General features: G+C 68.1%; 25 protein-coding genes. 12 read left to right on the plus strand and 13 right to left on the minus strand.

The features are described 5' to 3' along the window. Window positions 1-124 precede the first annotated feature (124 nt). Window positions 125-1,975, plus strand: coding sequence for a Stk1 family PASTA domain-containing Ser/Thr kinase (gene pknB, locus OX958_RS01190; protein ID WP_442913240.1), 1,851 nt, complete (start codon window positions 125-127; stop codon window positions 1,973-1,975). Between the two features lie 89 nt (window positions 1,976-2,064). Here pknB and OX958_RS01195 read toward each other — a convergent pair whose 3' ends face one another. After that, window positions 2,065-2,682, minus strand: a complete 618-nt coding sequence (locus OX958_RS01195; RefSeq protein WP_270135074.1) for an aminodeoxychorismate/anthranilate synthase component II — start codon at window positions 2,680-2,682, stop codon at window positions 2,065-2,067. A gap of 55 nt (window positions 2,683-2,737) precedes the next feature. Then, window positions 2,738-3,508, minus strand: a complete 771-nt coding sequence (locus OX958_RS01200) for a DUF881 domain-containing protein (protein ID WP_270135075.1) — start codon at window positions 3,506-3,508, stop codon at window positions 2,738-2,740. Between the two features lie 105 nt (window positions 3,509-3,613). Here OX958_RS01200 and OX958_RS01205 point away from each other — a divergent pair, with 105 nt between their 5' ends. Continuing rightward, window positions 3,614-3,880, plus strand: a complete 267-nt coding sequence (locus OX958_RS01205) for a cell division protein CrgA (protein ID WP_270135076.1) — start codon at window positions 3,614-3,616, stop codon at window positions 3,878-3,880. A 233-nt stretch (window positions 3,881-4,113) separates the two neighbouring features. Here the strand turns inward: OX958_RS01205 and OX958_RS01210 are convergent, their stop codons facing one another. Continuing rightward, window positions 4,114-5,013 carry a dienelactone hydrolase family protein gene (locus OX958_RS01210; RefSeq protein ID WP_270135078.1) on the minus strand — a complete coding sequence of 300 codons (900 nt, stop codon included), beginning with the start codon at window positions 5,011-5,013 and terminating at the stop codon, window positions 4,114-4,116. A 71-nt stretch (window positions 5,014-5,084) separates the two neighbouring features. Between OX958_RS01210 and OX958_RS01215 the strand changes: the two genes are divergently transcribed. The 3 genes from OX958_RS01215 (at window position 5,085) to OX958_RS01225 (ending at window position 7,539) form a co-directional block, all read left to right on the plus strand. Continuing rightward, entirely contained in the window at window positions 5,085-5,618 is a 534-nt protein-coding gene (locus OX958_RS01215; RefSeq protein ID WP_270135079.1) for an EXLDI protein, read from the plus strand. Window positions 5,619-5,782: 164 nt separating this feature from the next. Continuing rightward, a complete protein-coding gene (locus OX958_RS01220) occupies window positions 5,783-6,736 on the plus strand; it encodes an ATP-binding cassette domain-containing protein (protein WP_270135080.1) in 954 nt (317 codons plus the stop codon). After that, window positions 6,733-7,539, plus strand: coding sequence for an ABC transporter permease (locus OX958_RS01225; protein WP_270135081.1), 807 nt, complete (start codon window positions 6,733-6,735; stop codon window positions 7,537-7,539). The genes OX958_RS01220 and OX958_RS01225 overlap by 4 nt, the downstream gene beginning before the upstream one ends. Before the next feature lie 86 nt (window positions 7,540-7,625). Here the strand turns inward: OX958_RS01225 and OX958_RS01230 are convergent, their stop codons facing one another. Continuing rightward, entirely contained in the window at window positions 7,626-8,327 is a 702-nt protein-coding gene (locus OX958_RS01230) for a pyridoxamine 5'-phosphate oxidase family protein (protein WP_270135083.1), read from the minus strand. A gap of 67 nt (window positions 8,328-8,394) precedes the next feature. Here OX958_RS01230 and pdxR point away from each other — a divergent pair, with 67 nt between their 5' ends. Further along, window positions 8,395-9,762, plus strand: a complete 1,368-nt coding sequence (gene pdxR, locus OX958_RS01235) for a MocR-like pyridoxine biosynthesis transcription factor PdxR (protein WP_270135084.1) — start codon at window positions 8,395-8,397, stop codon at window positions 9,760-9,762. On the opposite strand, the gene OX958_RS01240 is transcribed toward pdxR, so the two are convergent. The 6 genes from OX958_RS01240 to arfA are packed head-to-tail and all read right to left on the minus strand — an operon-like array spanning window position 9,759 to window position 17,560. Continuing rightward, entirely contained in the window at window positions 9,759-10,781 is a 1,023-nt protein-coding gene (locus tag OX958_RS01240) for a glycoside hydrolase family 43 protein (RefSeq protein WP_270135086.1), read from the minus strand. The two genes, pdxR and OX958_RS01240, sit on opposite strands and share 4 nt — an antisense overlap. Beyond that, window positions 10,781-13,006: a family 43 glycosylhydrolase gene (locus tag OX958_RS01245; RefSeq protein ID WP_270135088.1), complete on the minus strand. Its 2,226-nt coding sequence runs from the start codon at window positions 13,004-13,006 to the stop codon at window positions 10,781-10,783. The genes OX958_RS01240 and OX958_RS01245 overlap by 1 nt, the downstream gene beginning before the upstream one ends. A 24-nt stretch (window positions 13,007-13,030) precedes the next feature. After that, entirely contained in the window at window positions 13,031-13,858 is an 828-nt protein-coding gene (locus tag OX958_RS01250; protein ID WP_270135090.1) for a carbohydrate ABC transporter permease, read from the minus strand. Continuing rightward, on the minus strand, window positions 13,855-14,736 hold the full coding sequence (locus OX958_RS01255) for a carbohydrate ABC transporter permease (RefSeq protein ID WP_270135091.1): 882 nt from the start codon (window positions 14,734-14,736) through the stop codon (window positions 13,855-13,857). The genes OX958_RS01250 and OX958_RS01255 overlap by 4 nt, the downstream gene beginning before the upstream one ends. Beyond that, on the minus strand, window positions 14,733-16,061 hold the full coding sequence (locus OX958_RS01260) for an ABC transporter substrate-binding protein (protein ID WP_270135092.1): 1,329 nt from the start codon (window positions 16,059-16,061) through the stop codon (window positions 14,733-14,735). The genes OX958_RS01255 and OX958_RS01260 overlap by 4 nt, the downstream gene beginning before the upstream one ends. Then, window positions 16,058-17,560 (minus strand): arabinosylfuranosidase ArfA, encoded by a 1,503-nt coding sequence (arfA, locus tag OX958_RS01265; protein ID WP_270135093.1) that lies wholly within the window; start codon window positions 17,558-17,560, stop codon window positions 16,058-16,060. Before arfA ends, OX958_RS01260 begins: the two co-directional genes overlap by 4 nt. Before the next feature lie 271 nt (window positions 17,561-17,831). Here arfA and OX958_RS01270 point away from each other — a divergent pair, with 271 nt between their 5' ends. Further along, window positions 17,832-18,833: a LacI family DNA-binding transcriptional regulator gene (locus OX958_RS01270; protein ID WP_270135094.1), complete on the plus strand. Its 1,002-nt coding sequence runs from the start codon at window positions 17,832-17,834 to the stop codon at window positions 18,831-18,833. Window positions 18,834-18,902: 69 nt separating this feature from the next. On the opposite strand, the gene OX958_RS01275 is transcribed toward OX958_RS01270, so the two are convergent. Further along, on the minus strand, window positions 18,903-20,567 hold the full coding sequence (locus OX958_RS01275; RefSeq protein WP_270135095.1) for a M14 family metallopeptidase: 1,665 nt from the start codon (window positions 20,565-20,567) through the stop codon (window positions 18,903-18,905). 176 nt (window positions 20,568-20,743) lie between these two features. Then, window positions 20,744-21,457 carry an SDR family oxidoreductase gene (locus OX958_RS01280; protein ID WP_270135097.1) on the minus strand — a complete coding sequence of 238 codons (714 nt, stop codon included), beginning with the start codon at window positions 21,455-21,457 and terminating at the stop codon, window positions 20,744-20,746. Between the two features lie 83 nt (window positions 21,458-21,540). On the opposite strand from OX958_RS01280, the gene OX958_RS01285 reads away from it, so the two are divergent. The 3 genes from OX958_RS01285 (at window position 21,541) to OX958_RS01295 (ending at window position 23,287) form a co-directional block, all read left to right on the plus strand. Then, window positions 21,541-21,897: a MerR family transcriptional regulator gene (locus tag OX958_RS01285; RefSeq protein ID WP_270135098.1), complete on the plus strand. Its 357-nt coding sequence runs from the start codon at window positions 21,541-21,543 to the stop codon at window positions 21,895-21,897. 894 nt (window positions 21,898-22,791) lie between these two features. After that, window positions 22,792-23,037 carry a hypothetical protein gene (locus OX958_RS01290; protein ID WP_270135099.1) on the plus strand — a complete coding sequence of 82 codons (246 nt, stop codon included), beginning with the start codon at window positions 22,792-22,794 and terminating at the stop codon, window positions 23,035-23,037. Beyond that, window positions 23,015-23,287: a hypothetical protein gene (locus OX958_RS01295; RefSeq protein WP_270135100.1), complete on the plus strand. Its 273-nt coding sequence runs from the start codon at window positions 23,015-23,017 to the stop codon at window positions 23,285-23,287. The genes OX958_RS01290 and OX958_RS01295 overlap by 23 nt, the downstream gene beginning before the upstream one ends. 46 nt (window positions 23,288-23,333) lie before the next feature. Here OX958_RS01295 and OX958_RS01300 read toward each other — a convergent pair whose 3' ends face one another. Next, the gene (locus OX958_RS01300; protein WP_270135101.1) at window positions 23,334-23,696 is read right to left on the minus strand and encodes a YciI family protein; all 363 of its coding nucleotides are present in this window, start codon (window positions 23,694-23,696) and stop codon (window positions 23,334-23,336) included. A gap of 255 nt (window positions 23,697-23,951) precedes the next feature. On the opposite strand from OX958_RS01300, the gene OX958_RS01305 reads away from it, so the two are divergent. Next, the gene (locus OX958_RS01305; RefSeq protein ID WP_270135103.1) at window positions 23,952-25,028 is read left to right on the plus strand and encodes a hypothetical protein; all 1,077 of its coding nucleotides are present in this window, start codon (window positions 23,952-23,954) and stop codon (window positions 25,026-25,028) included. Further along, window positions 25,006-25,872, plus strand: coding sequence for a GSU2403 family nucleotidyltransferase fold protein (locus tag OX958_RS01310; RefSeq protein WP_270135104.1), 867 nt, complete (start codon window positions 25,006-25,008; stop codon window positions 25,870-25,872). Before OX958_RS01305 ends, OX958_RS01310 begins: the two co-directional genes overlap by 23 nt. The last annotated feature ends 25 nt before the right edge of the window (window positions 25,873-25,897 follow it).

Here is a 25,897-nt window from a genome sequence, read left to right on the forward strand (position 1 = left end):
CGATGCGACGTCGCCCGGTGACGGAGCGTCCGGCCGGCGGGGCCCGGTGCAGCACCCGGGCTACCGTGGGCATCTTGAGTGAGATTTGGCCGAGTTCGATCCGCGCAGGTTGGAAGGCAGAGTAATGACATCGCAGGCACGTCTCGTCGGCGGGCGCTACGAAGAAGGCGAACCGCTCGGTCGAGGGGGGATGGCAGAGGTCCGCAAGGGCGTCGACAACCGTCTGGGCCGGACGGTCGCGATCAAGCGGCTGCGGGTCGATCTGGCCAGCGACTCGACCTTCCAGGCCAGATTCCGGCGGGAGGCGCAGTCGGCCGCCTCGCTGAACCACCCGACGATCGTGTCGGTCTACGACACCGGCGAGGAGCCGGACCCGAACGGTTCCGGCGTCACCATCCCGTACATCGTGATGGAGTACGTGGCCGGCAAGACCCTGCGGGATTTGATCCGCGAAGGCCGCAAGATCATGCCGGAGCGCGCGCTGGAGATGACGTCCGGCGTGCTCGAGGCGCTCGACTACAGCCACCGGGCCGGCATCGTGCACCGCGACATCAAGCCCGGCAACGTGATGCTGACCCCGCAGGGCCAGGTCAAGGTGATGGACTTCGGTATCGCCCGGGCGGTCGCCGACACCACCTCCGACATGACCCAGACCGCGGCCGTCATCGGTACGGCGCAGTACCTGTCGCCCGAGCAGGCCCGCGGCGAGACCGTGGACGCCCGCTCCGACCTGTACTCGACCGGTTGCCTGCTCTACGAACTGCTCGTCGGCCGGCCGCCGTTCGTCGGTGAGTCGCCGGTGTCGGTGGCCTACCAGCACGTCCGCGAGGAGCCGGTGCCGCCGTCGTCGTTCGACCCCGACATCCCGCCGGAGGTCGACGCCGTCGTCCTGAAGGCGCTGACGAAGAACCGCGAGCACCGGTACCAGAGCGCGAACGAGATGCGCCAGGACATCCACCGGGTGCTGGCCGGGCAGCAGGTGACCGCGCCGATGGCGGCCGTCGCCGAGACCCGCTCGATGGCACCGACGCAGGTCGCGCCGGCCGCCGCCACCCAGGCGTACCAGCCGCAGTCCAGCGACCTGCTGCCGCCCGGCGACGGCAACCACGAGGTCGAGGACGCCCGGTCCCGGCGCAACCGCGGGCTCGCGTACTTCCTGCTCGGTCTGGCGATCGTGGCGATCGCCGTCGGTGCCTACGCGATCATCACGAACATGGGCGACAAGGACGCTGCCGGGGGCGACCCGACCACCAGCAACACGCCGGCCGCCCAGGTCGACGTACCGAAGGTGGAGGGGGTGGCGCTGAAGGAGGCCACCGATCTGCTGGCCGCCCAGGGACTGACGATCAAGCCGACCTACGAGACCAGCAGCACGGTCGGCAAGAGCACGATCATCAGCCAGGACCCGGCGTCGGGGACCAAGGTGGACAGGAACACCGCCGTGTCCGTGGTGGTCTCGTCCGGCCGGGCCGAGCCGACCGCCTTCTCGGTGCCGGACGTGCTGAACAAGTCCGAGTCCGAGGCGAAGAAGCTGCTGCAGAACGCGCCCGGCGACTTCAAGGTGGCGTCGAACTCCAAGGAGGTCGACAACGAGGCTCCCAAGGGCACCGTGATCGGGATCGAGCCCGGCCCGGACCAGCAGTACCCGAAGGGCCAGCGGTTCACCCTGACCATCTCGACCGGGCAGGTCGAGGTGACCGTGCCGGACGTCGCGGCGCTGAGCAAGGCCGACGCGGAGAAGCAGCTCAAGGAGCTGGGGCTGACCGTCGGGTTGATCAACGACGACACCAACCCGGCCGCTCCTGAGGGCACCGTGACCAAGCAGAGTGTCAAGGCCGGCTCGAAGGTCAAGGAGGGCACCAAGGTGATCCTGTCGATCGCCACCAAGCCCTCCCCGCCGCCCAGCTCCCCGACGCCGACCGACACGCCGTACACCCCGCCGATCACCATCGGTGGCGGTGGCGGCGAGGGCTGACCGGCCGCGCCTGACGAACGCGAAAGGGCCGCTGGAGCAACTGCTCCGGCGGCCCTTTGCTGTTGGTTCGGGCCAGCTGACGACCGGGGCTAGCTGACTACCGGGGCCATCCCGGCGGAGCGCTCGACGGCACCCACGTCGCCGCACATCTCCAGCCAGTTGGCGAGCATCCGGTGGCCGCCCTCGGTCAGCACCGACTCGGGGTGGAACTGCACGCCCTCGACCGGCAGGTCGCGGTGCCGGGCGGCCATGATCACGCCGGCCTCGGTCCGCGCGGTCACCTGGAGGGCGGCCGGCACGCTGTCCTGGGCGATCGCCAGCGAGTGGTAACGAGTCGCGGTGAACGGTGACGGCAGCCCGGACAGTACGCCGGCGCCCTCGTGGAAGACCTCGCTGGTCTTGCCGTGCAGCAACTCGTCCGCGCGGCCCACCACCCCGCCGTACGCGACGCCGATCGCCTGCAGGCCCAGGCAGACGCCGAAGATCGGCACCTCGCCGCCCTTCTCCTTGACGATGTCCACGCACGCGCCGGCTTCCTCCGGCGTACCGGGGCCGGGGGAGAGCAGGACGCCGTCGTACTCCGAGACCTGGTCCGGGGTGACCTCGTCGTTGCGCAGCACGGTCGTGTCGGCCTGCAGCTGCTGCAGGTACTGCACGAGGTTGTAGACGAAGGAGTCGTAGTTGTCGACGACGAGGATCCGCGGCATGCGGACCATTGTCACAGACCGGCCCAGGCCGCCGGTCCGGTCGGCTCAGCGGCCCTCAGCGGCTGGTGACCGAAGGGCTGGTGCTCGGCGTCTTCTCGAAGCCGGGCACGGTCGCGCTCTGCAGCTCCAGCGTGCCCTCGTAGGCGGGCATCGCGATCGAGGCCTCGTTCTTCACCTCGTAGCCGAGCTGGAACCGGACCACGTAGTCCTGCAGGTTCTCGATGTACTTCGAGTCGTCCAGCGCGCGTTGCAGCTTCTGCCGGTCGCCGATCGCGGTGATCTTGTACGGCGGGAGGTAAGGCACGCCGTGCAGCACGACGGAGTTGCCGACGCACTTGATCCCCGTGGTAGAGATCACCCGATGGTTCTGGATCGAGAGGGCGTCGGCGCCACCGGCCCACAGTGCGTTCACCACCGCCTGGATGTCCTGCTGGTGGATCACCAGCCAGTCGGCGTCCACGTCCGGGTTCTCCTTGACCACCTCGGGCGGGGCGTCCTTGAGCGTGACGGTGAGGCCCGGGCCGGTGACCGGCGTCGTCCCGACCTGGTCGGACAGGTCCTTCAGCTGCTTGGCCAGTCTGGGCTCGATCGAGCCCTGCTGAGCCTGCAGCTTGACGATGTCCTGGCTCAGCGCGGCGTGCTGGCGGGTCAGGTTGGCGCTGCGGCGACTCTGTTCCTCGACGAGGCCCGCGAGCGTAGTGTTACGGCTGGGACGCAGATCGGTACCGCGGGCGTTCGTGGCACTGGTGGCGAAGAGCAGGCCGGCGCACAGCAGAGCCACCGGCGCACTCGCGCGCCAGAGCGAAAAACGCCGCAGCTTGCTCACCCGTGATCCCCTTGCTCTCGTCTGCACTACGCTAACCGAGGCCAGAGCTAGCTTATGTGTCTCCAGCAGTGATCCTGTCAGGTGTCCGTTACGAGGAGTCGAGTCGTGCCCGAGTCGAGCAGTCGCAAAACCAAGAAGTCGTCCGCCGAGAAGGTCAAGGTGGAGAAGACTCCGAAGAAGCCGCGTACCACCAGCCGGGTGTGGGTCGCCCCGGTGATGCTGGGCTGCTGGCTGCTCGGCCTGATCTGGCTGGTCGTGTTCTACGTGGCCGGCCAGGACATCCCGGTGATGCGCGACCTGAACAACTGGAACCTGCTGATCGGCATGGGTCTGATCGCCGTCGGCTTCGTCGTCTCCACCCAGTGGATCTAGCCGTTCCCCAGCGTTCCGGACTTCGGACCCCAGCCGGCGATCGGGCGCAACCGGCTCGGGTCCGAAGTCAACCGCGGTAGCGTCAGCGCCGCTCGGCTCGGCGGTTTATCCACATGGGTATCCCCAGCTGTGCACAGCTTTCAGCCGACTTTTCCCCAGGTTTTCCCCGGTTTTCCGGCCGATTCGGCCGAAAATGGCCGAAATCTGTGGATAAAGAAGGTTTGATCACGGCTTTATCCACAGCTGGGGAGCACGCTCCCCAGCCGGGCGGCGAAGTCCTGGGGAAACTCATGGGCCAGGCCCGGCACCCGCTCGATCGTGATGCCGAACGAGGTCAGCCGGGCTGCCGCGTCGTCCACCACCTCGAGCAGTTCGTCGGCGGTGCCGATCAGGATCGTGGCCGGAGCCAACGGCTGCTGAGCCTGCTCCGGCAGGACGCGCAGAGCCGGCCCCACTACTACGACCCCCGCCGTCGGCACCGGCTCGGCTTCGAGAGCCCAGTTGAGCGCGATCCGTCCGCCGGCCGAGAAGCCCGCGGCGATCAGCGGCAGGTCACGGAGCTCCGCCGGCAGGTGATCCAGCGCCCGGGCGACGTCCTTGGCCGACTGCGCCGGATCCGGCCAGGTCCGGTACATCGGCGACATCAGTTGCGACGACTCCACGCCGACCAGCGCGTAGCCGAGGTCGAGCACACCGGCCCAGTCGCGCATCGCGTGCGTGGCGCGCTGCCCGGCGCCGTGCAACGCGACGACGACACCGCCGGGCTTACCCGACTCGGGCAGAGCGATCAGCGGCGGATCCTCCGCGACGACCTTGCGAGCGCGTGACAGCTCGACGATCGCCTGGAACGCGGGAAGGTACTGGAGGGCGGTCAGGTCGTCGTCCTCGGTGAGGATGCTCTCTTCCCACCAGCCGCCGGCCTCGCTGGCCTGCTGCAACGCGACCAAGGCCTGAGTCGACTCACCGATCGAGCCCAGCAGGCAGGCCCGCAGATGGGCGAGCTCCGCCGTCCAGGGCTGGAGCTCGGCGTCAGCGGTGTCCAGCAGGTCCAGCGCGACCTGCTGCAGGCCCTCGTCGTACAGAGCGGACACTCGGTCGGTGAGCTGGTCGTAGCGGTTCTCAGGAGTCTGCACCGGACGAGTTTGGCATATATGTAGACGCCTACGTAGAGACATGCGTATAGTTCTACGTAGGAGGAGACATCATGCCGAACAAGACGATCTACGTGTCCGACGACGACCTGGCCCTCTACAAGCGGGCCCAGGAACTGGCCGGAAACCTGTCCCAGGCGATCTCGACCGCGCTGCGCCGGTACGTCGAGATGGAGGAGGGCCGGCTCGAGGGCTTCGAGGAGATCACCGTCCGGGTCGGGCGGGGGGCCGGCCGCAAACAGCGGTTCTCCGGCGTCCTGCTGGCCGAGGGCGGCCGCTCCAACAAGAACGGCTACGAGGCCTTCAAGGTCTACCGCAGCCGGACCGGCAAGTTCGTCCTGTACGCCGACCGCAGCCAGCAGTACAGCAACCTGACCACCGTCGACGGCGTGGAACAGGAGTTCACCGGCTGGCGCAGCTGGATCGGCAGCCTCGCCACCAACCAGAGCTGGAGCATGGCCCAGGGCGAGGCGACGCTGCACGTCGTGGAAACGGTGGAAGAGCTCCGGGAACTGATCCCTGAGGACCTCTACACCCTGGTCGAGGAGGCGGCCGACCAGCCGGCCGTGGAGGACCTCGACATCTGACCCCTCCGCAGTCTGACCAACCGAACACCTGATCTCCCCGTACGGCGGCGCACCCACGGCCGGCCGGCCGGATCAGTGCGCCCCGAAACGGCGGCGAGCTCCTCCTCCCACACTGCCAAGCCACCTGGGTCGGGTTCACCCTGCCCAAAACCAAGCGAGGACCCATGAACAACTCATCCCTGGCGATCGACGTCACCGGACTGCACAAGTCCTACGGCGACCAGGTGGTGCTCGACGGCATCGACCTGAAAGTTGCCGAAGGCACCATCTTTGCCCTGCTCGGCCCGAACGGCGCCGGCAAGACCACCGCGGTGCAGATCCTGTCCACCCTGATCACCGCCGACGCCGGCGAGATCCGGGTCGCCGGGCACGACCTGCACGGCGACCCCGACGCGGTCCGCGCCTCGATCGGCGTCACCGGACAGTTCTCCGCGGTCGACGGTCTGCTGACCGGCGAGGAGAACCTGATCATGATGGCCGACCTGTACCACCTCGGCCGGGTGGAGGGACGCCGCCGGGCGGCCGAACTGCTGGAGCAGTTCGATCTGGTCGAGGCCGGCAAGAAGCCGGCCATGACGTACTCCGGGGGCATGAAGCGCCGGCTCGACCTGGCGATGACGCTGGTCGGCAGCCCGCGGATCATCTTCCTGGACGAGCCGACGACCGGGCTCGACCCACGCAGCCGGCATCGCATGTGGCAGGTCATCCGCGAGCTCGTCGCCGGTGGCGTGACGGTTCTCCTCACCACGCAGTACCTGGAGGAGGCAGACCAGCTCGCCGGCCGGATCGCAGTACTGGATCACGGGAAGTTCGTTGCCGAGGGCACTCCCGAGCAGCTGAAGCGGCTGGTACCGGGCGGGCACATCCGGCTCAGGTTCAACGCACCGGACGAGTTCGCCCTGGCCACGCAGGCATTGCCGACGGCGGCTCCCGACGAAGAGGCGCTGGTGCTCCAGGTGCCGAGCGACGGCAGCGTGCAGGCACTGCGCGCGCTGCTGGCCCGGATCGACGACGCCTCTCTCGAGGTGGACGAACTGACTGTCCACACCCCCGACCTGGACGACGTCTTCTTCGCCGTCACGGGCCAGAACACTGACCGGAAGGTGACCAGCAGATGAGCACCGTGCAACTGTCGACCAGGACCCACCCGATCGCCGACACGGCGACCATGTTGCGGCGCAACCTCCGGCACGCCCTGCGCTACCCCGGCCTCTCGCTGGGCGCGATCGGGATGCCGGTGGTGATGCTGCTGCTGTTCGGCGTCGTCTTCGGCAAGACCTTCTCGGCCGGGATCGGCGGCGGCAACGGCTTCGAGTACATCGACTTCCTCACCCCGGGCCTGCTGCTGATGTCGGTCGCGTCCGGGATCATGTCGCCCGCGATCGGCGCCGCCACCGACATGTCCGAGGGCATCGTCGCCCGGTTCCGGACGATGGCGATCTTCCGCCCCGCCGTGCTGACCGGCCATGTGCTGGCGAACGCGATCCTGACCGTCGTCAGCCTGGCCCTGCTGATCGGTTTCGCCACGCTGATCGGCTTCCGCCCGAACGCGTCCCTGGCCGACTGGCTGCTGGCGAGCGGCCTGCTGATCGCCCTGACCGTCGCCCTGACCTGGTTCGGCGTCGCCCTCGGGCTGATCAGCAAGACACCGGAGGGCGCGAGCAACATCGTGCTGCCGATCTCCCTGCTGCTGCCGCTGCTCAGCACCACGTTCGTCCCGCTCGCGGCGATGCCGGGCGGCCTGCGCTGGTTCGTCGAGTACCAGCCCTTCACCCCGATCATCGAGACCCTGCGTCACCTGCTCCTCGGCAGCCCGCTCGAGTCCGGCAACGGCTGGCTCTCGCTCGCCTGGTGCCTGGCGATCGGCCTGGTCGGCTACTTCTGGGCCCAGAAGAACTACAACAAGGGCACCGCTGCCTGACGCGGCGTGCGCAACGACAGGTAGTGCACCCGGAGACGCTGTACGCGTCGGCGCAGATCGCGCTCGGGTGCACTATTTGCCGTGCACTACTTCCTGTCGTTGTGCACAGACGGAGCGCCGAGCTGGTTGGCGCGGGTCCGGATGTGGGCAGGGACCAGCAGGTCGCAGTCGGGGTTGGTGACGGGGGCGTCGGCGACGACCCGGAGCGGGATCACACCGGTCCAGTGCGGGAGGTCCAGGTCGTCCTCGTCGTCGTTGGCGGCGCCGCTGCGGGTCTTGACGGAGGCTTCGGTGAGGGCGAGCGCCAGGACGGTGGTCTTGGCCAGTTCCTTCCGGTTCGGCGGGCGGACGGAACCGGAGCGGCCGGGGACCAGGTGGTCGACGATCCGGTTGAGTCCGTGCAGCTTCTCGTCCGGGTCGGTGACGATCCGCGGGAGGCCGAAGATCACCGCCGAGCGGTAGTTCACCGAGTGGTGGAAGGCGGACCGCGCCAGCACCAGCCCGTCGGCGTGGGTGACCGTGACGCAGATCGTCTGGTCCGGGGCGGCCATCACGCTGCGGGCGGCCACCGAGCCGTGCAGATAGAGCGTGCCGTCGGGTCCCCGGTCCAGATCCACCCCGTACGCCGTGGGCAGGACGAGCGGCGCCCCGTCGAGGACCACCCCGAAATGGCAGAACATGCCGTCAAGCAGGACGTCGTGCAGCACACCACGGTCGGTCGCGGCGCGTTCCTTCGACCGGCGCAGCTTGGTCCGGTCGGTGGGCTGGAGCGGCGAGGTGATGGTCATGAGACCAGCTTCGCGACTCAATGGCATGCTGGCACGGTCCACTCATCGACGAAACAGGTAGTCCACTTTGGACAGCTCACTCCCGCTGGTGCTGGCGCGCGACGGCGCCGGCCCGCTGCATCTGCAGTTGGCCGAGCAGTTTCGGGCAGCGGTGCGCGACGGGCGACTGCAGGCTGGTCACCGGCTCCCCTCCACGCGAGACCTGGCGAGGGAGCTCTCCGTTTCGCGCTCGGTGGCACAGGCGGCGTACGACCAACTGCACGCCGAGGGGTGGATCGCGGGGCGGACCGGCTCGGGCACCTACGTCGCTGACGTCGTACCGCTCCAGCCCGCACTACGCGCCGCCACGCGCCCACCGGCGTCTGCAGGGCCGCCTCTTCTCACACTCCGCCCGGGGATCCCGTACATCAGTCCCGCGGTTGACGCCGGGTGGAAGCGCGCCTGGCGAGAGGTATCGGTTCAACCGCCGACTCGTGGCTACGACCACCCTGCTGGGCTACCGGAACTGCGAGCGGCGCTGGCTGATCACGTCGGACGCGTCCGCGGTATCGCTTGCGGCCCGGAGAACCTGCTCATCACCGACGGCACCTCCCACGGCCTGCGTCTCCTGCTGTCGCTGACTCTGCGGCGCGGCGACCGGATCGCGATCGAGGACCCCGGGTTCGCCACCGCGGTCTCCGCTGCCCAGCAGCACGGTCTGGAGATTGTGGATATCGGTGTGGACGAAGACGGTCTGCTGGTCTCCGACCTGGGTCCGGACCTGTCGGCGGTCTACGTGACGCCGTCGCATCAGTATCCGCTGGGCGGCCGGCTCCCCGTTGCCAGACGCAACGAGTTGATCCGCTGGGCCCGGCGTACCGGGGCGACCCTGATCGAGGACGACTACGACAGCGAGTTCCGGTACGACGTGGCGCCGCTGCCCGCACTGGCCCAGCTCGACCTCGACCGGGTCGTCCACCTCGGCACGCTGTCGAAGATCCTCAGCCCGGCCCTGCGCCTGGGCTGGCTGGTCGCCTCACCGGAGGTGGTCGACCGGCTGGCGGAGTACCGGCAGGCTGTCGGCGACTGGCCCGGCTGGCCGATGCAGGCCGCGTTCCTGGCCATGCTCCGCGACGGCTACCTCGACCAGGTGATCCGCAGATCAAGACGCCTGTACTCCGACCGCCGCAACCGCACCTGCGCAGCGCTGGCTCCCTACGGCCAGATCGTCGGTCAGGACGCCGGACTCCACATCACCTTGCTGCTACCGGGCACGGACGACGTGGCCCTGGCCGCCGAAGCGAGAGCGGCCGGGGTGGTGGTCGCTCCACTCTCCGACTACCGCCGCTCCGTTCCCGGCCTTCCGGGCCTGGTGATCGGCTACGCCACACCTACTGACGAAGACTTTCACCAGGCCCTGACCAGGCTCTGCGCAGTACTCGGTCGATCTGGTTAGGGCTTCTCCGGGTTGTCCGCCAGTGGCGGCTGGACGACGGGCACATCGCCGTTCCAGGTCAGCTCGGAGAGCCACATCGTGCGGCCGGGCGGGTCGGCACCGACCAGGGCCGGATCCCAGGCGTGGTAGACGAACCAGTAGCGGTCGTCCTTCACCAGCACCATGTTGTGACCGGGCCCGGCGGCATCGTCCGAGGTGGTGAGGATCGGGTCGCCGGACTTCTGACATGGGCCGGCCGGGGTGGCGCAAAGGGCGTGACCGACGGCGTACTCGGCCTTGTCGTAGGCGTTGGCGGAGTAGAAGAGGTGGAACTTGCCGTTGCGCTCGACGACATAGGGCGCCTCGACCAGATTGCCCTCCCACGGCAGGGTCTGTTTGATCAGCCGAGTGGTCTCGCCGACCAGCTTCAGGCCGTCCGGCGACAGCCGCGAGACGTAGATCCAGGTGTCCTTGCCGACCGCGTTGCCGTCGTTCTTCCAGTACAGCCACCACTGACCGCTCGAGTCCCGGAACGGGCTCGCGTCGATCGAGCCACCCTCGTCAGCCTGGCAAATGAGTGGCTTACTCGACTTGTCGACATATGGACCTTTGGTCGACGCGGCGATCGCGACACCGATGCACTGGTGACCGGACGCGGTGTCGGAGGTCGTGTAGTACATGGCGAACCGATCCGCCCCCAGTACGCCGACCTCGGGCGCCCAGACCTTGCCCGCCGACGTCCAGGCGGGCAGCGACGGCAGCGCGTCCCCGACCTGGTCCCACGAGACCAGGTCGGTGGACCGCAGCGTCTGCACGTTGCCGAGCGGCCCGTTCGTCGCGAAGGCGTAGTACTCCGAGCCGACGGCGACCACCTGCGGGTCGGCGAAGTTCCCGTCGTACACCGGATTCGTGAAGCCCATCGTCGTCCCCTCGGTAACCTGCTCGGAGGCCTTGTTGGTAGCGCTGCCGGTAGCGCTGCCGGAGCTGCTGCACCCCACCGTCAGCACGACGAGCAGCAGCAACCCCGGCCAGCGTGACATCACTTGCTCGCGTAGAACCGCAGGTAGTCGAACGTGGCGACCGGCGGCGGGTTGGAACCGGTCTGGTCGCCGTGCGCGAACAGGCCGAGCTTCGGAGTCGTTCCGGCCGGCAGCACCCAGGAAGCGCCCCAGGTCCAGGCCTTGCCGTCGGTGCTCGTGCCCGCCCGGTAGACGTGCTCCCCGGCCGCGTTGCGGTGGTAGGCGAGCCGCATCCACATCGTCGACGCCTGCCGCCCGATCGCCGCGCCGCCGTAGCTCGTCGCTCCGTCGGCACGCGCCACCAGCTCACGGCCGAACTCGGTCTGCCGCGTGCGCCAGATCGACACGTCACCGAGCCGGGCGAAGTCGTCGTCGTTCAGGTAGGCGATCATCCCGGCCTGCTGGTAGTTGCGGATGTCCCCCTCCCCGAGGTCGAGGTGCAGCTTCGTCTCCGCGATCCAGCTGGTGCCGGCCGGCGTCCGGTGGAAGAGCAACCCGGCGTTGTTGCCCGAGCCGACCAGGTCGGTGTTGGACAACGGCCAGGACAAGTTGCCATTGGCAACAACAGCGCGGGCGTCCGGCCGAACCCACGACCACTGGGCGCCCAGCGGTGCGCTGAACTCGTCACCGGCCAGCAACTTCCCGGTCACCGGTACTGCGGCCTCGCGGCGTACCGGCGCCGCCACCGGGCGCACCGTGAGGTTGTCGAGCTCGGCAGTTCCGAGCCAGGCAACCGGAACGGATCGCACCTTCAACCCACGAACCTCGAGTCGCGCCTCGGCATAGAGATCACCCAGGCCCGCATCGTTCACCCGGGCGGTGACGGTGCTTCCGGCGACCTGCACCACCAGGTTGTTCCACTGCGACCGGTCGAAGCCCGCGGGCAACGGCGCGCTCGCAACCTTGCCCCCGGCAACGATGCTGAGCTTGTCGCGACCGACGGTGACCACCACCGCGCCACCACCGACCACGGTGGTGAAGCTGCTGCCCAGCTTGACGTTCGCCTCGACCCGCACCGACCCCGCAGGCGCCGGTTGCCTCGTCGCGGCCGCGACACGAATCGAAGCGGTGGGCCCACCGAGCGAGTCGCCGGCCGACCTGGTCGCGCCGCGGATGCCGCCGGCCGGATCAGCGGCGTCGATCCCGGCGCCCGAGCCGGTCGTGGGCGCGGGCTGCGGAGTGTCGGACGGGCCGGCACCGGCCCGGGTCCGCGGCCAGCCGTCGATCCAGTCGATCCGGTCGATCAGCATCGGCCGCCGGTTGATCCCGAACGGGTCGGTCAGCCACGGCGTCGCCCGGTCGATGGCGTGGTAGACGATGTGGTCCTGCCCCGCCGCGTCGGTCATGAAGGCGTGGTGGCCCGGACCGATCCACTTGTTGCCGTTCTGGGTGATCACCGTGGTGCCGCCGACCCGCGACTCGGTCAGGTCGACGCCGTCCTTGTCGAGGAACGGCCCCTTCGGCGAGCGCGAGCGCCCGGCGAAGACGGAGTACCCGGTGGTCGGGCCCGCGCAGCAGTTGCTCGACGAGCCCATGAAGTAGTACCAGCCGTCGCGGTAGACGACGTACGCGCCCTCGTAACGGTCGCCGATGGTGACCTGGGTCGGCGTACCGACGGAGCGGAGGCCGTCAGGGGTCAGCTCGGTGACCGCGATGCCACCGTAGAAGCCGCCGGAGTACATGTAGCGCTTGCCGTCGGCGGCGGTCAGCATGGCCGGGTCGATGTTCCCGAAGTAGCCGCCGTTGCCGTCGGGCTTCGGCGCCACGACCGGACCGTCGGTGGCGGTCCACGGACCGCGCGGGGTCGGTGCGGTGGCCACGCCGATCGCCGGGTCGCCACCAGGGTTGGCAGCGGTGTCGGTGACGGTGAAGTACATGACGTACCGGCCGCCGAAGTACCGGATGTCGGGTGCCCAGAAGAACGAGCCCGGTGCTGCCCAGGCGGGTTTGTTGCTGTCGTTGAAGACCGTGCCGAGGTACTCCCAGGAACCGAAGTCCTTGGTCCTGGCCATGTGCATCAGGCCGAAGGGGCCGCCTGCGACCAGCGGGTCGGAGGTGGCGTAGGCGTACCAGTAACCGTCGCGGCCCTGGATGATCGACGGGTCGGCAAAGGTGTCGGCGAACGGCTTGGAGATGTCGTTCTGGGTGGTCAGAGGCGGTCGCGGGGGCGCGGCGACGGCAGCCGTGGTACCGGTGGCTACCGCTGCGACGGCAAGCGCTGCCGCTAGAAAGCGCTTAGGAGGCACGGGCGGGTTCCTCTCACAAAAGATTCAGCCTTTGATGCCGCTGCGTGCGACACCTTCGATGACGTACCGCTGGACGAAGACGTAGAGGATCAGCACCGGTACGGCGGCGACGGTCGCGCCGGCCATGATCACCGGGTAGTCGGTGGTGTAGGCGCCCTGCAGCAGGCTCAGACCGGCCGGCAGGGTGAGACGTTCGGGGCTGAAGAGCACGAACAGCGGCCAGACGAAGTCGTTCCAGTTGGCCAGGAACGAGAGCACCGTCAGGGTGGCCAGGGCCGGTTTGGCGTTCGGCAGGATGATCCGGGTGAAGACCGTCCAGGCGTTCGCGCCGTCGATCAGCGCGACCTCCTCCAGCTCCTTGGGGATGGCCAGGAAGAACTGCCGCATGAAGAACACCCCGAACGCGCCGGCCGCGCCCGGGACGACCAGCGCCCACAGCGTGTCCAGCCAGCCCAGGTTGTCCATCAACAGGTAGTTCGGCATCAGGAAGACGAAGCCCGGGATGAACAACGTCAGCAGGATGAAGCTGAAGATGAAGTTCTTGAACCGGAACTGCATCCTGGCCAGCGCGTACCCGGCCATCGAGGCGACCACCACGACCAGGGCGGCGTGCAGGGTCGCCGCGGCGAAGCTGTTCAGCGCCCAGCGCAGGACCGGGTTCTGGCCGCCGGTGGTGAGCACCTCGCCGAACGCTCGCCCACTCGGGTCCTGCGGGACCAGGGTGGGTGGATCCGCCTGGGCCTCGCCGACGCTCTTGATCGAGGTGATCACCATCCACAGCAGTGGCAGCACCACCAGCAAGGTCAGCAGGACCACCATCACCCAGAACGCGGCGGACGGTCGGCGTTTCATGACTCACGCTCCTTCATCAGCCGGAAGGTGACCAGCGCGACGATCGCCAGGCAGATCGCGAGCAGGTAGCTCATCGCGGCGGCCTGCCCCATCCGGAACTGGCTGAAGCCGGTGTCGGTGATCACCATCAACGCGGTCGTGGTGGTGTCACCGGGCCCGCCCTGGGTGATCAGCAACGCCTGGCCGAACATGTTGGCGCTGGCCAGCAGCGTGATCACCACGATGAAGACAGTGACCGGGCGCAGGCCGGGCAGGGTGACGTGACGGAACTGCTGCCAGGCGTTGGCCCCGTCCAGCTCGGCCGCCTCGTACTGCTCGCCCGGGATGTCCTGCAGCCCGGCCAGGTAGATGATCGCGTTGAAGCCGGCCGTCCACCACACCGTCACCGCGACCAGCGCGACGAAGGCCCACGGCTGCTCGGTGGTCCAGCCGATCTCGCTGATCCCGAAGACTCCGAGGAAGGCGTTCAGGATGCCGAACGTGGTGTCCAGGATGTAGCGGAACATCAGGCCGATGACCGCCACCCCCAGCACGTACGGCGCGAAGTACACGGCCCGGAAGAACGTCCGGCCCGGGAACTTGCGGTTCAGCAGCACGGCCAGGCCGAGCGGTACCGCCACCAGGAACGGCACCGACGCGACCGTGAAGATCCCGGTCGCCCGCATGCCGTGCCAGAACGGCTCGGCCGTGGCCGACAGCGGGTCGAACAGGTCCTTGTAGTTCTGCAGCCCGACGAACGGTTTGCCCGGCAGCTGGAAGTCCCAGTCGTGCAGGCTCATCCAGAGACCGAAGACCGCCGGACCGATCACGAACAACAGGAACAGCAGCAGGTACGGCGCCAGGAACAGGTACGGCGTGGCCCGGCCGTGCGCTCTCATGCTCCGTACTTCTTGCGGTTGGCCTCCAGGATCTTGTCCGCGCGGGCGGCCGCGTCGGACAGCGCCTTGGCGGGCTCGGCCTTCTGCAGTACCGCCTCGTTGACCGCCTTGTTCAGCTCGGCCAGCGCGTCACCGATACCGGGCACCGGCGGCGGGAAGTGCAGGTCGTCGATCTGGGTGGCCAGCGCGGCCTGGTCGGTCAGCGCCTTGAAGTCGCCCGACTCGCGGACCTGCTTGCGGGCCGGGACCTGACCGCCCTTGGCCCACTCCAGCGACTTCTGGCTGACGTAGTTGACGAAGACGCGGGCCGCGGTGGACTTGTTCTGGTCCGGCGTCTTCAGCTTCGGCAGGCAGAACTGGTGCGAGCCGGCCCAGGCCGCCTTCTGGCCGCCGATGTTCGGCAGCGGCGCGACGCCCCACTCCAGGCCCTTCTTCTCCTTGAGCGTGTTGATGTTCCAGATGCCGTTCCAGTTGAACGCGTTCTTGCCGTTCTGCAGCGCGATGGCGTCGGCGTCCTGGGCAACGTTCTTGGGGCTGTAGCCCTTCTTCACCAGGTCGGTGAACCAGCTCAGCGCCTTGACGCCGGGCTCCTCGGCCCAGGTCGCCTTGCTCGAGTCGTCGTTGAACAACTCGCCGCCGAACTGCCACAGCAGCGCCTCGACACTGAGCACGCCGGTGAACTGGAACGGCGTCGCCCAGTGGCCCTGGATGCCCTTGCCCTTCAGCGCTTCCAGCGCCGCCATGTACTCGTCGGCGTTGGTCGGCGGCTTGGCCGGGTCGAGGCCGGCCTGCGTCATCAGGGTCTTGTTGTAGAAGAAGCCGAGCGGGTGCACGTCCAGCGGGATCCCGTACCGCTTGCCGTTGAACTCGCCGGCCTTCCAGACCACCTCGGCGAAGTCGTCCTGCTTGAGGTCGAGCGCCTTGGCCACGTCGTCGAGCGGCTCGATCACGTTGCGGGCCGCGTTGGTGGCCAGCGAGTCGACGTGCATGATCGCGACCGCGGGGCCGCGGCCGCTGCTGACGGCGGTGGGCAGCTTGGTGTAGTAGTCGGCCCACTGCATCACGGTCATCTTGACCTTGATGTTCGGGTTCTCGGCGTTGAACGAGTCGACCAGCTTGCGCATGAACGGGCCGTCACCACCGGTGAACCCGTTCCAGAAGTCGAGCTCGACGGCAGGACCGTCGTACCCCTTGGCGCCGCCGTCGCCGTTCGCGGGTCCCGCGCCGGGCGTGCCGGCCGAGCCGGAGCCACAGCCGGCCAGTACGCCGGCCGCCCCCAGAGCGCCGAGTCCGCCGAGCATGAGCCGCCGATTGATGGTGTTCACCGTGTACCTCCAGGGGAGAGCCTGATCATGTGCCACGAGGCAGGAGGCAACGTGGCCGTACAGCTGTTGTCCTTGACCTCGGTGCCGTCGATACGTCGCGGCACCACCCGGTCGGGGTCCTCGGCGGTGTTGACCGCACTCCGGTCGTCGTCGTAGAGCGCCAGGTGCTCGACCACTTGCAGGCCCGGCATCAGAGGGGCTTCGAGCTCGACCTTGTCGGTCTCGCTCCGGTTGACCACGAACAGCACCACCTCGCCGGTGCTTTCCTCGTACGTCGCGGTGCTCCACAGCGCCGGTACCCGCCCGTACGCCGCGGTCTCGATCTCGGGGCCGGCCACCTCGGTCCGCAGTACGGTCGAGCCGGCGTGTCTCGCGGTCAGCGCGAAGGGATGGAAGATCGTCTGCCGCCAGGCCCGGCCGTCCGGCTCGGTCCGGATCGGTCCGATCACGTTCACCAACTGGGCCAGGCAGGCGATCTTCACCCGGTCGGCGTGCCGCAGCAGGGTGATCAGCAGGCTGCCGACCACCACCGCGTCGTCGACCGAGTAGGTGTCCTCGATCAGCGGGGCGACCTCGCGGACGTCCAGGCCCAGCTCGCCGGGGAACTTCTCCTGGTACCAGACGTTCCACTCGTCGAAGGAGAGGGTGATCTCCTTGTCGCTGCGCTTCAGCGCCTTGACGTGGTCCGCGGTGGCGACCACCTCGGAGATCATCCGGTCCATCTCCTCGGCGGCCGCGAGGAAGCTCTGCTGGTCGCCGTTCTTCGGCTCGTAGTACGCGTGCAGGCTGATGTGGTCGACCAGGTCGTAGGTGCGCTCCAGGACGGTGCGCTCCCACTCGCCGAAGGTCGGCATGTGCCGGTTGCTCGATCCGCAGGCGACGAACTCGACGCTCGCGTCGACCCGGCGCATCGCGTTCGCGGTCTCCTCGGCCAGCCGGGCGTACTCCTCGGCGGTCTTGTGGCCGATCTGCCAGGGGCCGTCCATCTCGTTGCCCAGGCACCAGACCTTGATGCCGTGCGGCTCGGGGGTGCCGTTGGCCACCCGGCGGTCGGCGGTCGCCGTACCGGCCGGGAGGTTGCAGTACTCGAGCAGCTCGACCGCCTCGGTGATCCCGCGGGTGCCGAGGTTGACCGCCCAGATCGGCTCGACGTCCGCCTTGCGGGACCACTTGACGAACTCGTCGGTACCGAACTGGTTCGACTCGATCGCGCGCCAGGCCAGATCGAGCCGCCGCGGCCGCTGGTCCGCCGGGCCGACGCCGTCCTCCCAGCGGTAGTTGGAGACGAAGTTGCCGCCGGGATAGCGGATCGCGGTCACGCCCAGCTCGCGGACCAGCGCCAGCACGTCCTCGCGGAAACCGTCCGGGTCCGCCGTGGCGTGCCCCGGCTCGTAGATGCCGGTGTAGACGCAGCGGCCCATGTGCTCGACGAACGAGCCGAACAGGCGCCGGTCCAGTGCACCGACGACAAACGCGGGATCAACCGCAAGACGCGCCACAGATCCTCCAGGAAAATCTCTACAACGATTAACCTGAGTTTCTACAACGATTGACATCGGCTGTAAAGACCCGACCATTGAGTCAACTGGTCTTGTCGCCGTGTTGTGACCGCACAAAGGGTGCGTCTCCCAGTACCCGCCGTAGCGAGCAGGTGCTCGGTGCGTCGAGGTGCCGTGCCGAGTGCCGCGCAGTAGGCGGGTACTGGGAGACGCACCCTGAGCGCGGCGCCGACGTGACAGACTGCGACAGATCTTGCGGGAGGGAGTCCAGATGGCGACCAGGTTGAGTGACGTGGCGGCACGCGCCGGGGTGTCGGTGAAGACGGTCTCCAACGTCATCAACGACTACCCGCACATCACCGCGCGGACCCGGGCCAAGGTCGAGGCCGCGATCGAGGCGCTCGACTACACCCCGAACGTGAGCGCCCGGTCGCTGCGCAAGGGCCGCTCGGACTTCATCGCGCTGGCGATCCCGGAGATGGGTTCGCCGTACTTCGCCGAGCTCGGCGCCGCGATCAGCCGGGCCGCGAAGAAGCGCGGCATCACCGTGCTGATCGACCAGACCGAGGGAGAGGCGGCCGGCGAGAAGCTGGTCCTCGACGGGATGCGCGGTCAGCTGATCGACGGCATCATCTTCTCGCCGATCACCACCTCACCGGCCAGGATCGACCTGGCCGCCACCGCGAAACCGATCGTGCTGCTGGGCGAGCGGCAGGCCGGCGGCACGCTCGACCACGTCGCGGTCGACTCCGTCCAGGCCTCCTTCGACGCGACCACGCACCTGATCTCGATCGGCCGGCGCCGGATCGCCGCTATCGGCGTCGGCGGCGGGGCCGGGACGGGTGCCGTACGGCGTAAGGGGTACCGCAAGGCGCTGAAGGCGGCCGGACTGGCGCACGACCCCGCGCTCGAGCTGGCCGGCACCGGCTATCACCGCGAGGACGGCGCCGCGTCCATGCGCGAACTGCTGGCGCTGCCCGAACCGCCCGATGCCGTCTTCTGCTTCAACGATCTGCTCGCGCTCGGCGCGTTGCGGACCCTCGCCGAGGCGGGCTTGTCGGTGCCGGGCGACGTCGCGGTGGTGGGCTTCGACGACATCGAGGACGGCCGCTACCACTCGCCGTCGCTGACCACGATCTCGCCGGACAAGGAGTGGCTCGCGGAGAACGCCGTCGGGCTGCTGCTGGACCGGATCGCGGGAACCGGTGAGGTCGCTCGACGCGACCTCACCGTCCCCTACACGTTGCAGATCAGGGAGTCCTCGGCCGGCTGACGGTGCTCGATCAGCCCGCTTTCGATCAGGCGGCCTCCGATCAGTCCGCTTTCGATCAGGCGCGTTGCATCAGAAGTTCGCCGCGCAGGTGGTGAGGTTCGCGGTGACCGACGCGCCGCGGGCCACCGTGATCTGCCGGGTCTCCAGGACCTGACCGGTCGGTCGCTCACAGGTCAGCGTCCAGGCCTCCGTACCGCCTTGCTGGACGACGATCGGGCGCGTCGACGGGTTGGCGTGGTACGTGTAGCTGCCGTTGGCCGGGACGGTCATCGTGGTGTTCAGGACATCGGGGATGTTGGTGCCGTTCCAGGTCTTGGTGTTGAAGGACTTCTTCAGCCGCAGTACGGCGCCGGCCGGACCAGTGCCGGTGATGACCGAGTGCCGGGCCGGGTTGATCGTGCTCTCGGCCGCGATCAGGTAGGCCTCGCGATTTCCCTTGCCTGCGGTGCTTCCGGAGCCGAAGTAGTAGTTCGGGATGTTGCTGAAGGCCGGGTGGAAGCTGCTGGCGCCGACCTCGAAGGTGAAGCCGAGACCGCCTGTCGCGTAGTACGACCAGTCCTCGGTGGTGCCGGTGGTGTCGTAGAGCTGGTAGCTGTACTGGCTGGAGTAGCCGTTCTGCGCGGCCATCTGGTCACCGAGCGACTTGTAGAGCGTCTCGTCGGGGGTCTTGCCGGCGCTCGCGTAGCCCGGCGGACGCAGTACGAGGTTGGAGTAGGTGTGGTTGGTGATCAGCGTGGTCGCCTGGTAGCCCGAGAGGAGGGACTGGATGTTGCGCGACTCGGGCTCACTGAACGCGCTCGGACCGCGGTACGTCTCCGAGGTGAGGCTGGTCGACGCGCCCGGTCCGCCCCAGAAGCCGGCATAGTTGCGGTTGAGGTCGGTACCGCGCGACTGGTTGGACGACTGCGCGCACTGACCGGGAGTCGGCAGCTGGCCGTTGGTGATCCGGCAGTTCTTCCGCTTCATCTCGTAGCCGAGGGTGCGGCTCAGGGTGAAGCCGTCGGGATTCACCACCGGGACGATGACCACCCGCGCCTTGTCCAGGATGTTGGTGATCCGCGGCACCACCCCGTCGTTCTTCAGCAGGTCGTAGGCGAACTCGATGGTCAGCTCACCCGACGGCCACTCCCGCGCGTGGTGCAGCCCCATCATGACGAAGACGGGCTTTCCGCTGCTCACGTTGACGTCCCGGCTGATCTCGATGCCGCGCACCGCGCGACCCTCCAGCGAGGTGTTCTTCAACGTGATCGGCTTGACCTTCGTCGGGTACTGCTGCGCCAGCGCGGTCAGGTCGTTGGTGTAGTCGGCCAGCTGCCGGTACGCCGATCGCCCACTGGGCAAGGTCGCCAGGATCGCCCGGCTCCGGACCGCCTTCGCGTACGCCGCGTCGGCCGCCTCCCGCTCCTGGTCCGCGCCGACCAGATCGTCCTCGATCACCGACCAGCTGAAGCCGGCCAGCTTCAGCAACCGCCGATCCTGGTTGCCGTAAGCAACAACATCGACGTACCCCGGCCCGGCCGACTCGGCCAGATCGAGATCGAGGCCGGCCAGCCGCTGGCGATCGGCCGCGGTCGGGGTGTTGATCCGGAGCAGCTGGATCAACTCCGCGTTCTCGTAGGCCTGCGTCTTGCGATCCGGCGGCGCGGTCGCCTGGACGTTCGCGCCGGCGCCGATCACGACGGCGGCCGCGATCGCGAGCGGGACAAGTCGGTGCCATCGGGCGGGATGGAACACGGTGACCTCCAGTAGTGAGGTTGTCGCATTGGGTAACTGGAGGGTAGGGGGCGGGGTGGGTTAGGCGGAAGCCGTTCGGGGAAGAGCGCGGGGAAACTTGCGCGGAGTGTTTCAGGGCTTCCGTGTCTGCAGGCTTCCCTGCCTGCAGACTTCCGCGGCCCGTGCCGGGTGTCCGGTCAGTCGCGCCAGGTGCGGGCGAGGTCGGGGTACATGTCCTCGGGCGGGCCGGACAGCAACGCCTTCGACTGCCGGGTGTCGTCGTCGACGAGCACCTCGGTCAGCCCGGCCTCCAGTCCGTCGAGGGCCGCGCTCACCACGTCCTCGGGCCGGTTCTTGGGGATGTCCCAGCCGGCCATCATGTCGGTGTCGGTGGCCGCGAGGTGCAGCCCGAGCACCTGAGTGCCCTGATCCGCCAGCTCGAGCCGGGTGCTGTTGGTCAGCATCCACTCGGCCGCCTTCCCCACGGCGTACGCGCCGGCGTTCGGGAAGGCCCGGAACGACAGGTTCGACAAGACGTTGATGATCCCGCCGCCGCCGTTGGCGCCCAGGATGGGAGCGAAGGCCCGGGTCACCGCGAGGGTTCCGTAGAAGTGGGTGTCGAGCTCGGCGCGGACCAGCTCCAGGTCGCCGGTCAGCAGGTTCTGGTGCGTCGTGATGCCCGCGTTGTTGATCAGCAGGTCGACGTCGCGCGCGGCCTCGGCAACAGCGCGAACAGCGTCCGGATCGGTGATGTCGAGGGCCAGCGCCTTGACTCCGTCGAGATCGATCGTCTCAGGCCGGCGGGCAGTGGCATAGACCATCGCACCCCGCTCGACCAGCTGGCGAGCGAACTCACGGCCGATCCCACGGTTGGCGCCGGTGACAAGGGCAGTCGCATTCGTGATCTTCATACCGTCCACGGTAGAATCTGACATCCATGTGAGGTTCAACCCCGACCCATGTGACCTGCCTCACTACACCCCCCGGAGGATGCGTGAAGATCGGCGAACTGGCACGACGTACGGGCGTCAGCGTGCGGTCACTGCGCTACTACGAAGAACAAGGCCTGATCACCTCCGAGCGCACTTCAGGCGGGCAACGCGTCTACTCGAAAACAACCGTCGGCTACGTCGACTTGATCCAGCTACTGTTCCGCGCGGGCGTCAGCAGCCGCGACGTCCTGGCGATCATGCCCTGCGCGGAATCCGGCACGACGACACCCGCGATGCTCGACCGGCTCGCCGCCGAACGATCCCGCCTCGACGCCAAGGTCACCGAACTGATCGCAACCCGCGAACGCCTCGACGGCATCCTCGTCGCGGCTACTGCGCGCTTGCGTATGCCCGCGTAAGCGGCGGCTGTATTGCGGGGTTGTTGCTTCTGCTTTCAGCGATGCGGGCGGCGGGGTTGGAGCGCAGCAGCCGTCGCGAGCCCCACACCGAGTTCGCGCGCAGCCCGCGTACCCCGCGAGCGAACCTGCACCACTCGGGTTCACGCGCGCAGCGCCAAACCTCACGCTGCGATGCAGGCGGCGGAGCGAAGCGCAGCAGCCGTCGCGAGCCCGCGCGCGCAAACTCCAGCACCGCCGATTCGCCCGCAGCACCACCCATCACCCCGGCGATGCAGCCGGCGTAACGAAGTGGAGCAGGCGCCGCGAGCCCACCCAGCACGTACCTGCACACTCGGGTTCGTGCGCGCGGCGCCAAACCTCACGCTGCGATGCAGGCGGCGAAGCGAAGCGGAGCAGCCGTCGCGAGCCACCTCAGCTCCGCCGCGGGTTTGCGCGCGCAGCCCCATCACGCTGCGATGCAGGCAGCGGAGCGAAGCGCAGCAGCCGTCGCGAGCCCCACACCGAGTTCGTGCGCAGCGCCAGCACCCGCCCTGCGATGCAGGCGGCGGAGCGAAGCGGAGCAGCCGTCGCGAGCCCGCGTACCCCGCGAGCGAACCTGCACCACGCGGGTTCACGCGCGCAGCGCCAGACCTCACGCTGCGATGCAGGCGGCGGAGCGAAGCGGAGCAGCCGTCGCGAGCCCGGGCGCACGCGAAGCTCCAGCACTGCGGGTCCGCGCGGAGCGCCAGCACTCGCCTACGATGCAGCCGGCGTAACGAAGTGGAGCGGGCGCCGCGAGCCCACCCACCGACCAACCAGCACAGCATTGTCGGCCGGGGATCCGGCAACTAGAGTCGGCCTGCCGGCTGGGGGACCGCCAGGTTCACGGCGATCGACGCTTCGAAAGGTGTTGTCATGCGCATCTCCCCGGGCTTTCTGAGGTCCAGGCTGGTCAAGAGTGTCACCGGGTTGGCGGTGGTCGCGACGATGGTTGCCGGGGGCGCGCAACCGGCGGCGGCCGACGCCAGCGTGCCGTATCTGCGGACGGACCCGACGGCGTACCCGAGCGGGTACGGGGTCGCGCGGGCCGGTTCGGTGAAGTTCTTCAGCACTCAGCGCGCTTCCTACTACTTCGAGGGTGCACGACGAGTGCGCCGGTGACGGGCAGGGGGACGGGTTCGTCGCGATGATCCGCGGGCGCGCGATCCGTGGCGACGGGACCGTGACCGCCTGGTCTGAGTGGGAGGGCGACAACAGCGGTTGCGCGGACAACGCCGGGATGATCGCACTGCACAGCTGGGATATGCCGAACCGCCGCATCCTTCGCGTCGAGATCCAGTTCTGCCTGCGCAAGCCCAGCGGCACGGTGACCGGGTGCGTCCAGCCGTCCTGGCGCAACCAGTACATCTAGACGGGCTCGCCCGGCAGCACCGATCGGTGTGCCGGGCGACAGGTCTTCAGGAGTCGGTGCCCGGGAACTGAGGGAACCGGTGGACCTCCTGCGGCCAGTCGAGCGCGACAGCCAGCCGCCCGGCCCAGTACTTCGCGGTGGCGTCGTCGGGGACTTCGATCACGGCGAAGCCACCCAGGTGTTCCTTGGTCTCGGCGTACGGACCGTCGGTGAATACCGGCTCCCCGTTCTGCGCCTCGACGCTGCACAACGCGGTCGACGCGTCGATGCCTCCGTTGCTGAAGAGGAAGATGCCCGCCGCCTTCATCTCCTCGACCACAGCTGTTCCGGAGACCGACTTCGCCCGCAACTGGTCCAGGTTGTGCTCCGGCACCCACTCGTCATTGAAACTGATCAGGTACTCCGCCACTGCTGTCTCCTCTCAGGTCATGCCGACGTCCAGCACGGCCGCCGCGCATCAACTCAACGAACAGCAGCACCCCGATACGACACCATCCAGCAGTCCGGTTCAAGACGGGTTCGCACGGCCGACGGAACAGAAACCCGGTGGAGGGACGGCGCGCCGGAGCGCACTGAATCTTCTCATCAGCGGTGTTCATGATATTCAATGATTCCGTGGTCCACGGAGGTGGACCTTAACCTGAATTCGAGGAGGTCGGCCTCAATGACGCAGCCCGCTGCTCGAATGACGGAGCGAGAGTTCCTCGACCGCTCCTTGGCGCTTCTCAAGGACCGCTTGCCTCCTGGATGGGAAGTCGCAGTCGGGCCCGCCCGATCGGACGGGCCAGACCTGCTCGTCGATCTGGTGAGTCCGGGCGGTGACAGCGCCGGGCTTTTGATCCAGACGAAACCCTCCTCACCCAGGCTTCGTGACCTGGCTTCAGTCAGCGAATACTTGCGTCTCTGGCGGCACCGATTCCCCCAGGCGACTCCTGTACTACTCGCGCGCTACCTCGGCCCAACGGTTCGTGACCGCCTTACCGAGGAAGGGATTTCCTATCTCGATCTCACCGGGAACATCCGCCTTGTCGTTGAGCAACCGGCGGTGTTCTTGGCCGATCGCGGCGCAGACAGCGACCCTTGGAGAGGGCCAGGCCGACCTTCAGGGGATCTTAAGGGGCCGGTCGCCGCGGCAATCGTCCGCACTTTGATCGACGTCGACCGGGAGTGGCGAATCACCGGGCTCATCGCTGCAGCCGGCACGTCGACAGGTTCGACGTACCGGGTGGTCGAACTGCTCGAGCAGGAGCGGATACTCGAGCGCGACGGTTCCCAGATCTATGTGCCGGACTGGTCCGCCTTGCTACGGCGCTGGTCGCGTGACTACAGCTTCGTCCATAGCAATACGACTACGCGCTGGCTGGCCCCTAGGGGACTGGACCACCTCCAAGGCGTACTGACGGCCGGACAGGTGCCGTATGTCGTTACAGGCAGCATCGCGGCTGCAGAGTGGGCTCCGTATGCGCCCGTCCGCGCGGCGATGATTTTCACGCCCGATCCGTCCGCAGCAGCTGCGGAGTGGAACTTGCGTCCTGCTGAGACCGAAGCGAACGTCCTGCTTGCCGAGCCTTCCGGCAACTACGCCTTCACGCGACCGGTCATAGCGCAGAACTGGCACGGCGTACTGGCAGCACCTGCTCAAGTGACCGCCGACTTGTTGACCGGCCCCGGACGGAACCCCTCCGAGGGCGAGGAACTACTTGGATGGATGACCCGCAATGAATCCTCCTGGCGCTGGTAGCCCGGATCTCTTGGTCGCCTCTCGAGGCGCGCTGCTGGACGCACTCAACGCATTGGCCGAACACCGCGACGCCGTCGTGGTCATCGGCGCCCAAGCGGTCTATCTCCACACCAGCGAAGTGCGTAGCAGGGTGGCCCTCGCTGAGTCGACCAAGGACAGCGACGTGGCGGTCGACCCACAGAAACTTGCAGACGAACCGCTGCTCGAAGAGGCGATGCTGCGCGGCGGCTTCACTCCGAACCCGATCAAGAACCAGCCTGGCGCCTGGGTAAATGCCGCTGGGCTCGAGGTCGATCTGATGGTTCCCGCTGTACTGGCGGGCAGCGGAGGTCAGCAGACACGTGGCGCCCGGATTCCGCCGCATTCCAAGCGTGCTGCACGTCGCGCGCGCGGCCTCGAAGCCTCCATGGTCGACAACTCCCCGATGTACATCAGTGCTCTCGATCCGTCTGATCCCCGACGGCTCCTAGTCGCTGTCGCAGGTCCCGCGGCGCTGCTGGTGGCCAAACTTCACAAGATTGGTGAGCGCGTCGGCGACTCCAATCCCAAACGCCTGCAGGACAAAGATGCCCATGACGTGTATCGGTTGCTCGTCGCGATCGAGACCGAAGACCTAGCAGCACCGATGATGCATCTGCTCGGTGCGGAGGTATCCGGAGCAGTGACCGCGGAAGCGCTTACCCACTTGCGCGAACTGTTTGCTGCGGGTCCGCACGCACATGGCTCCGCGATCGCTGGGCGAGCCGAGGACGGCATCGGAAACCCAGACCAGGTCGCTGCGAGCGTTTCGGCCCTCGCCGAGGACCTGCTTTCCGCAGTCAGTTTCTCGGCGGTTGCGACCTGAGCCAGCGCGAACATCCACTACGTCT

This window comes from Kribbella sp. CA-293567, from assembly GCF_027627575.1.
Classification (GTDB): domain Bacteria; phylum Actinomycetota; class Actinomycetes; order Propionibacteriales; family Kribbellaceae; genus Kribbella.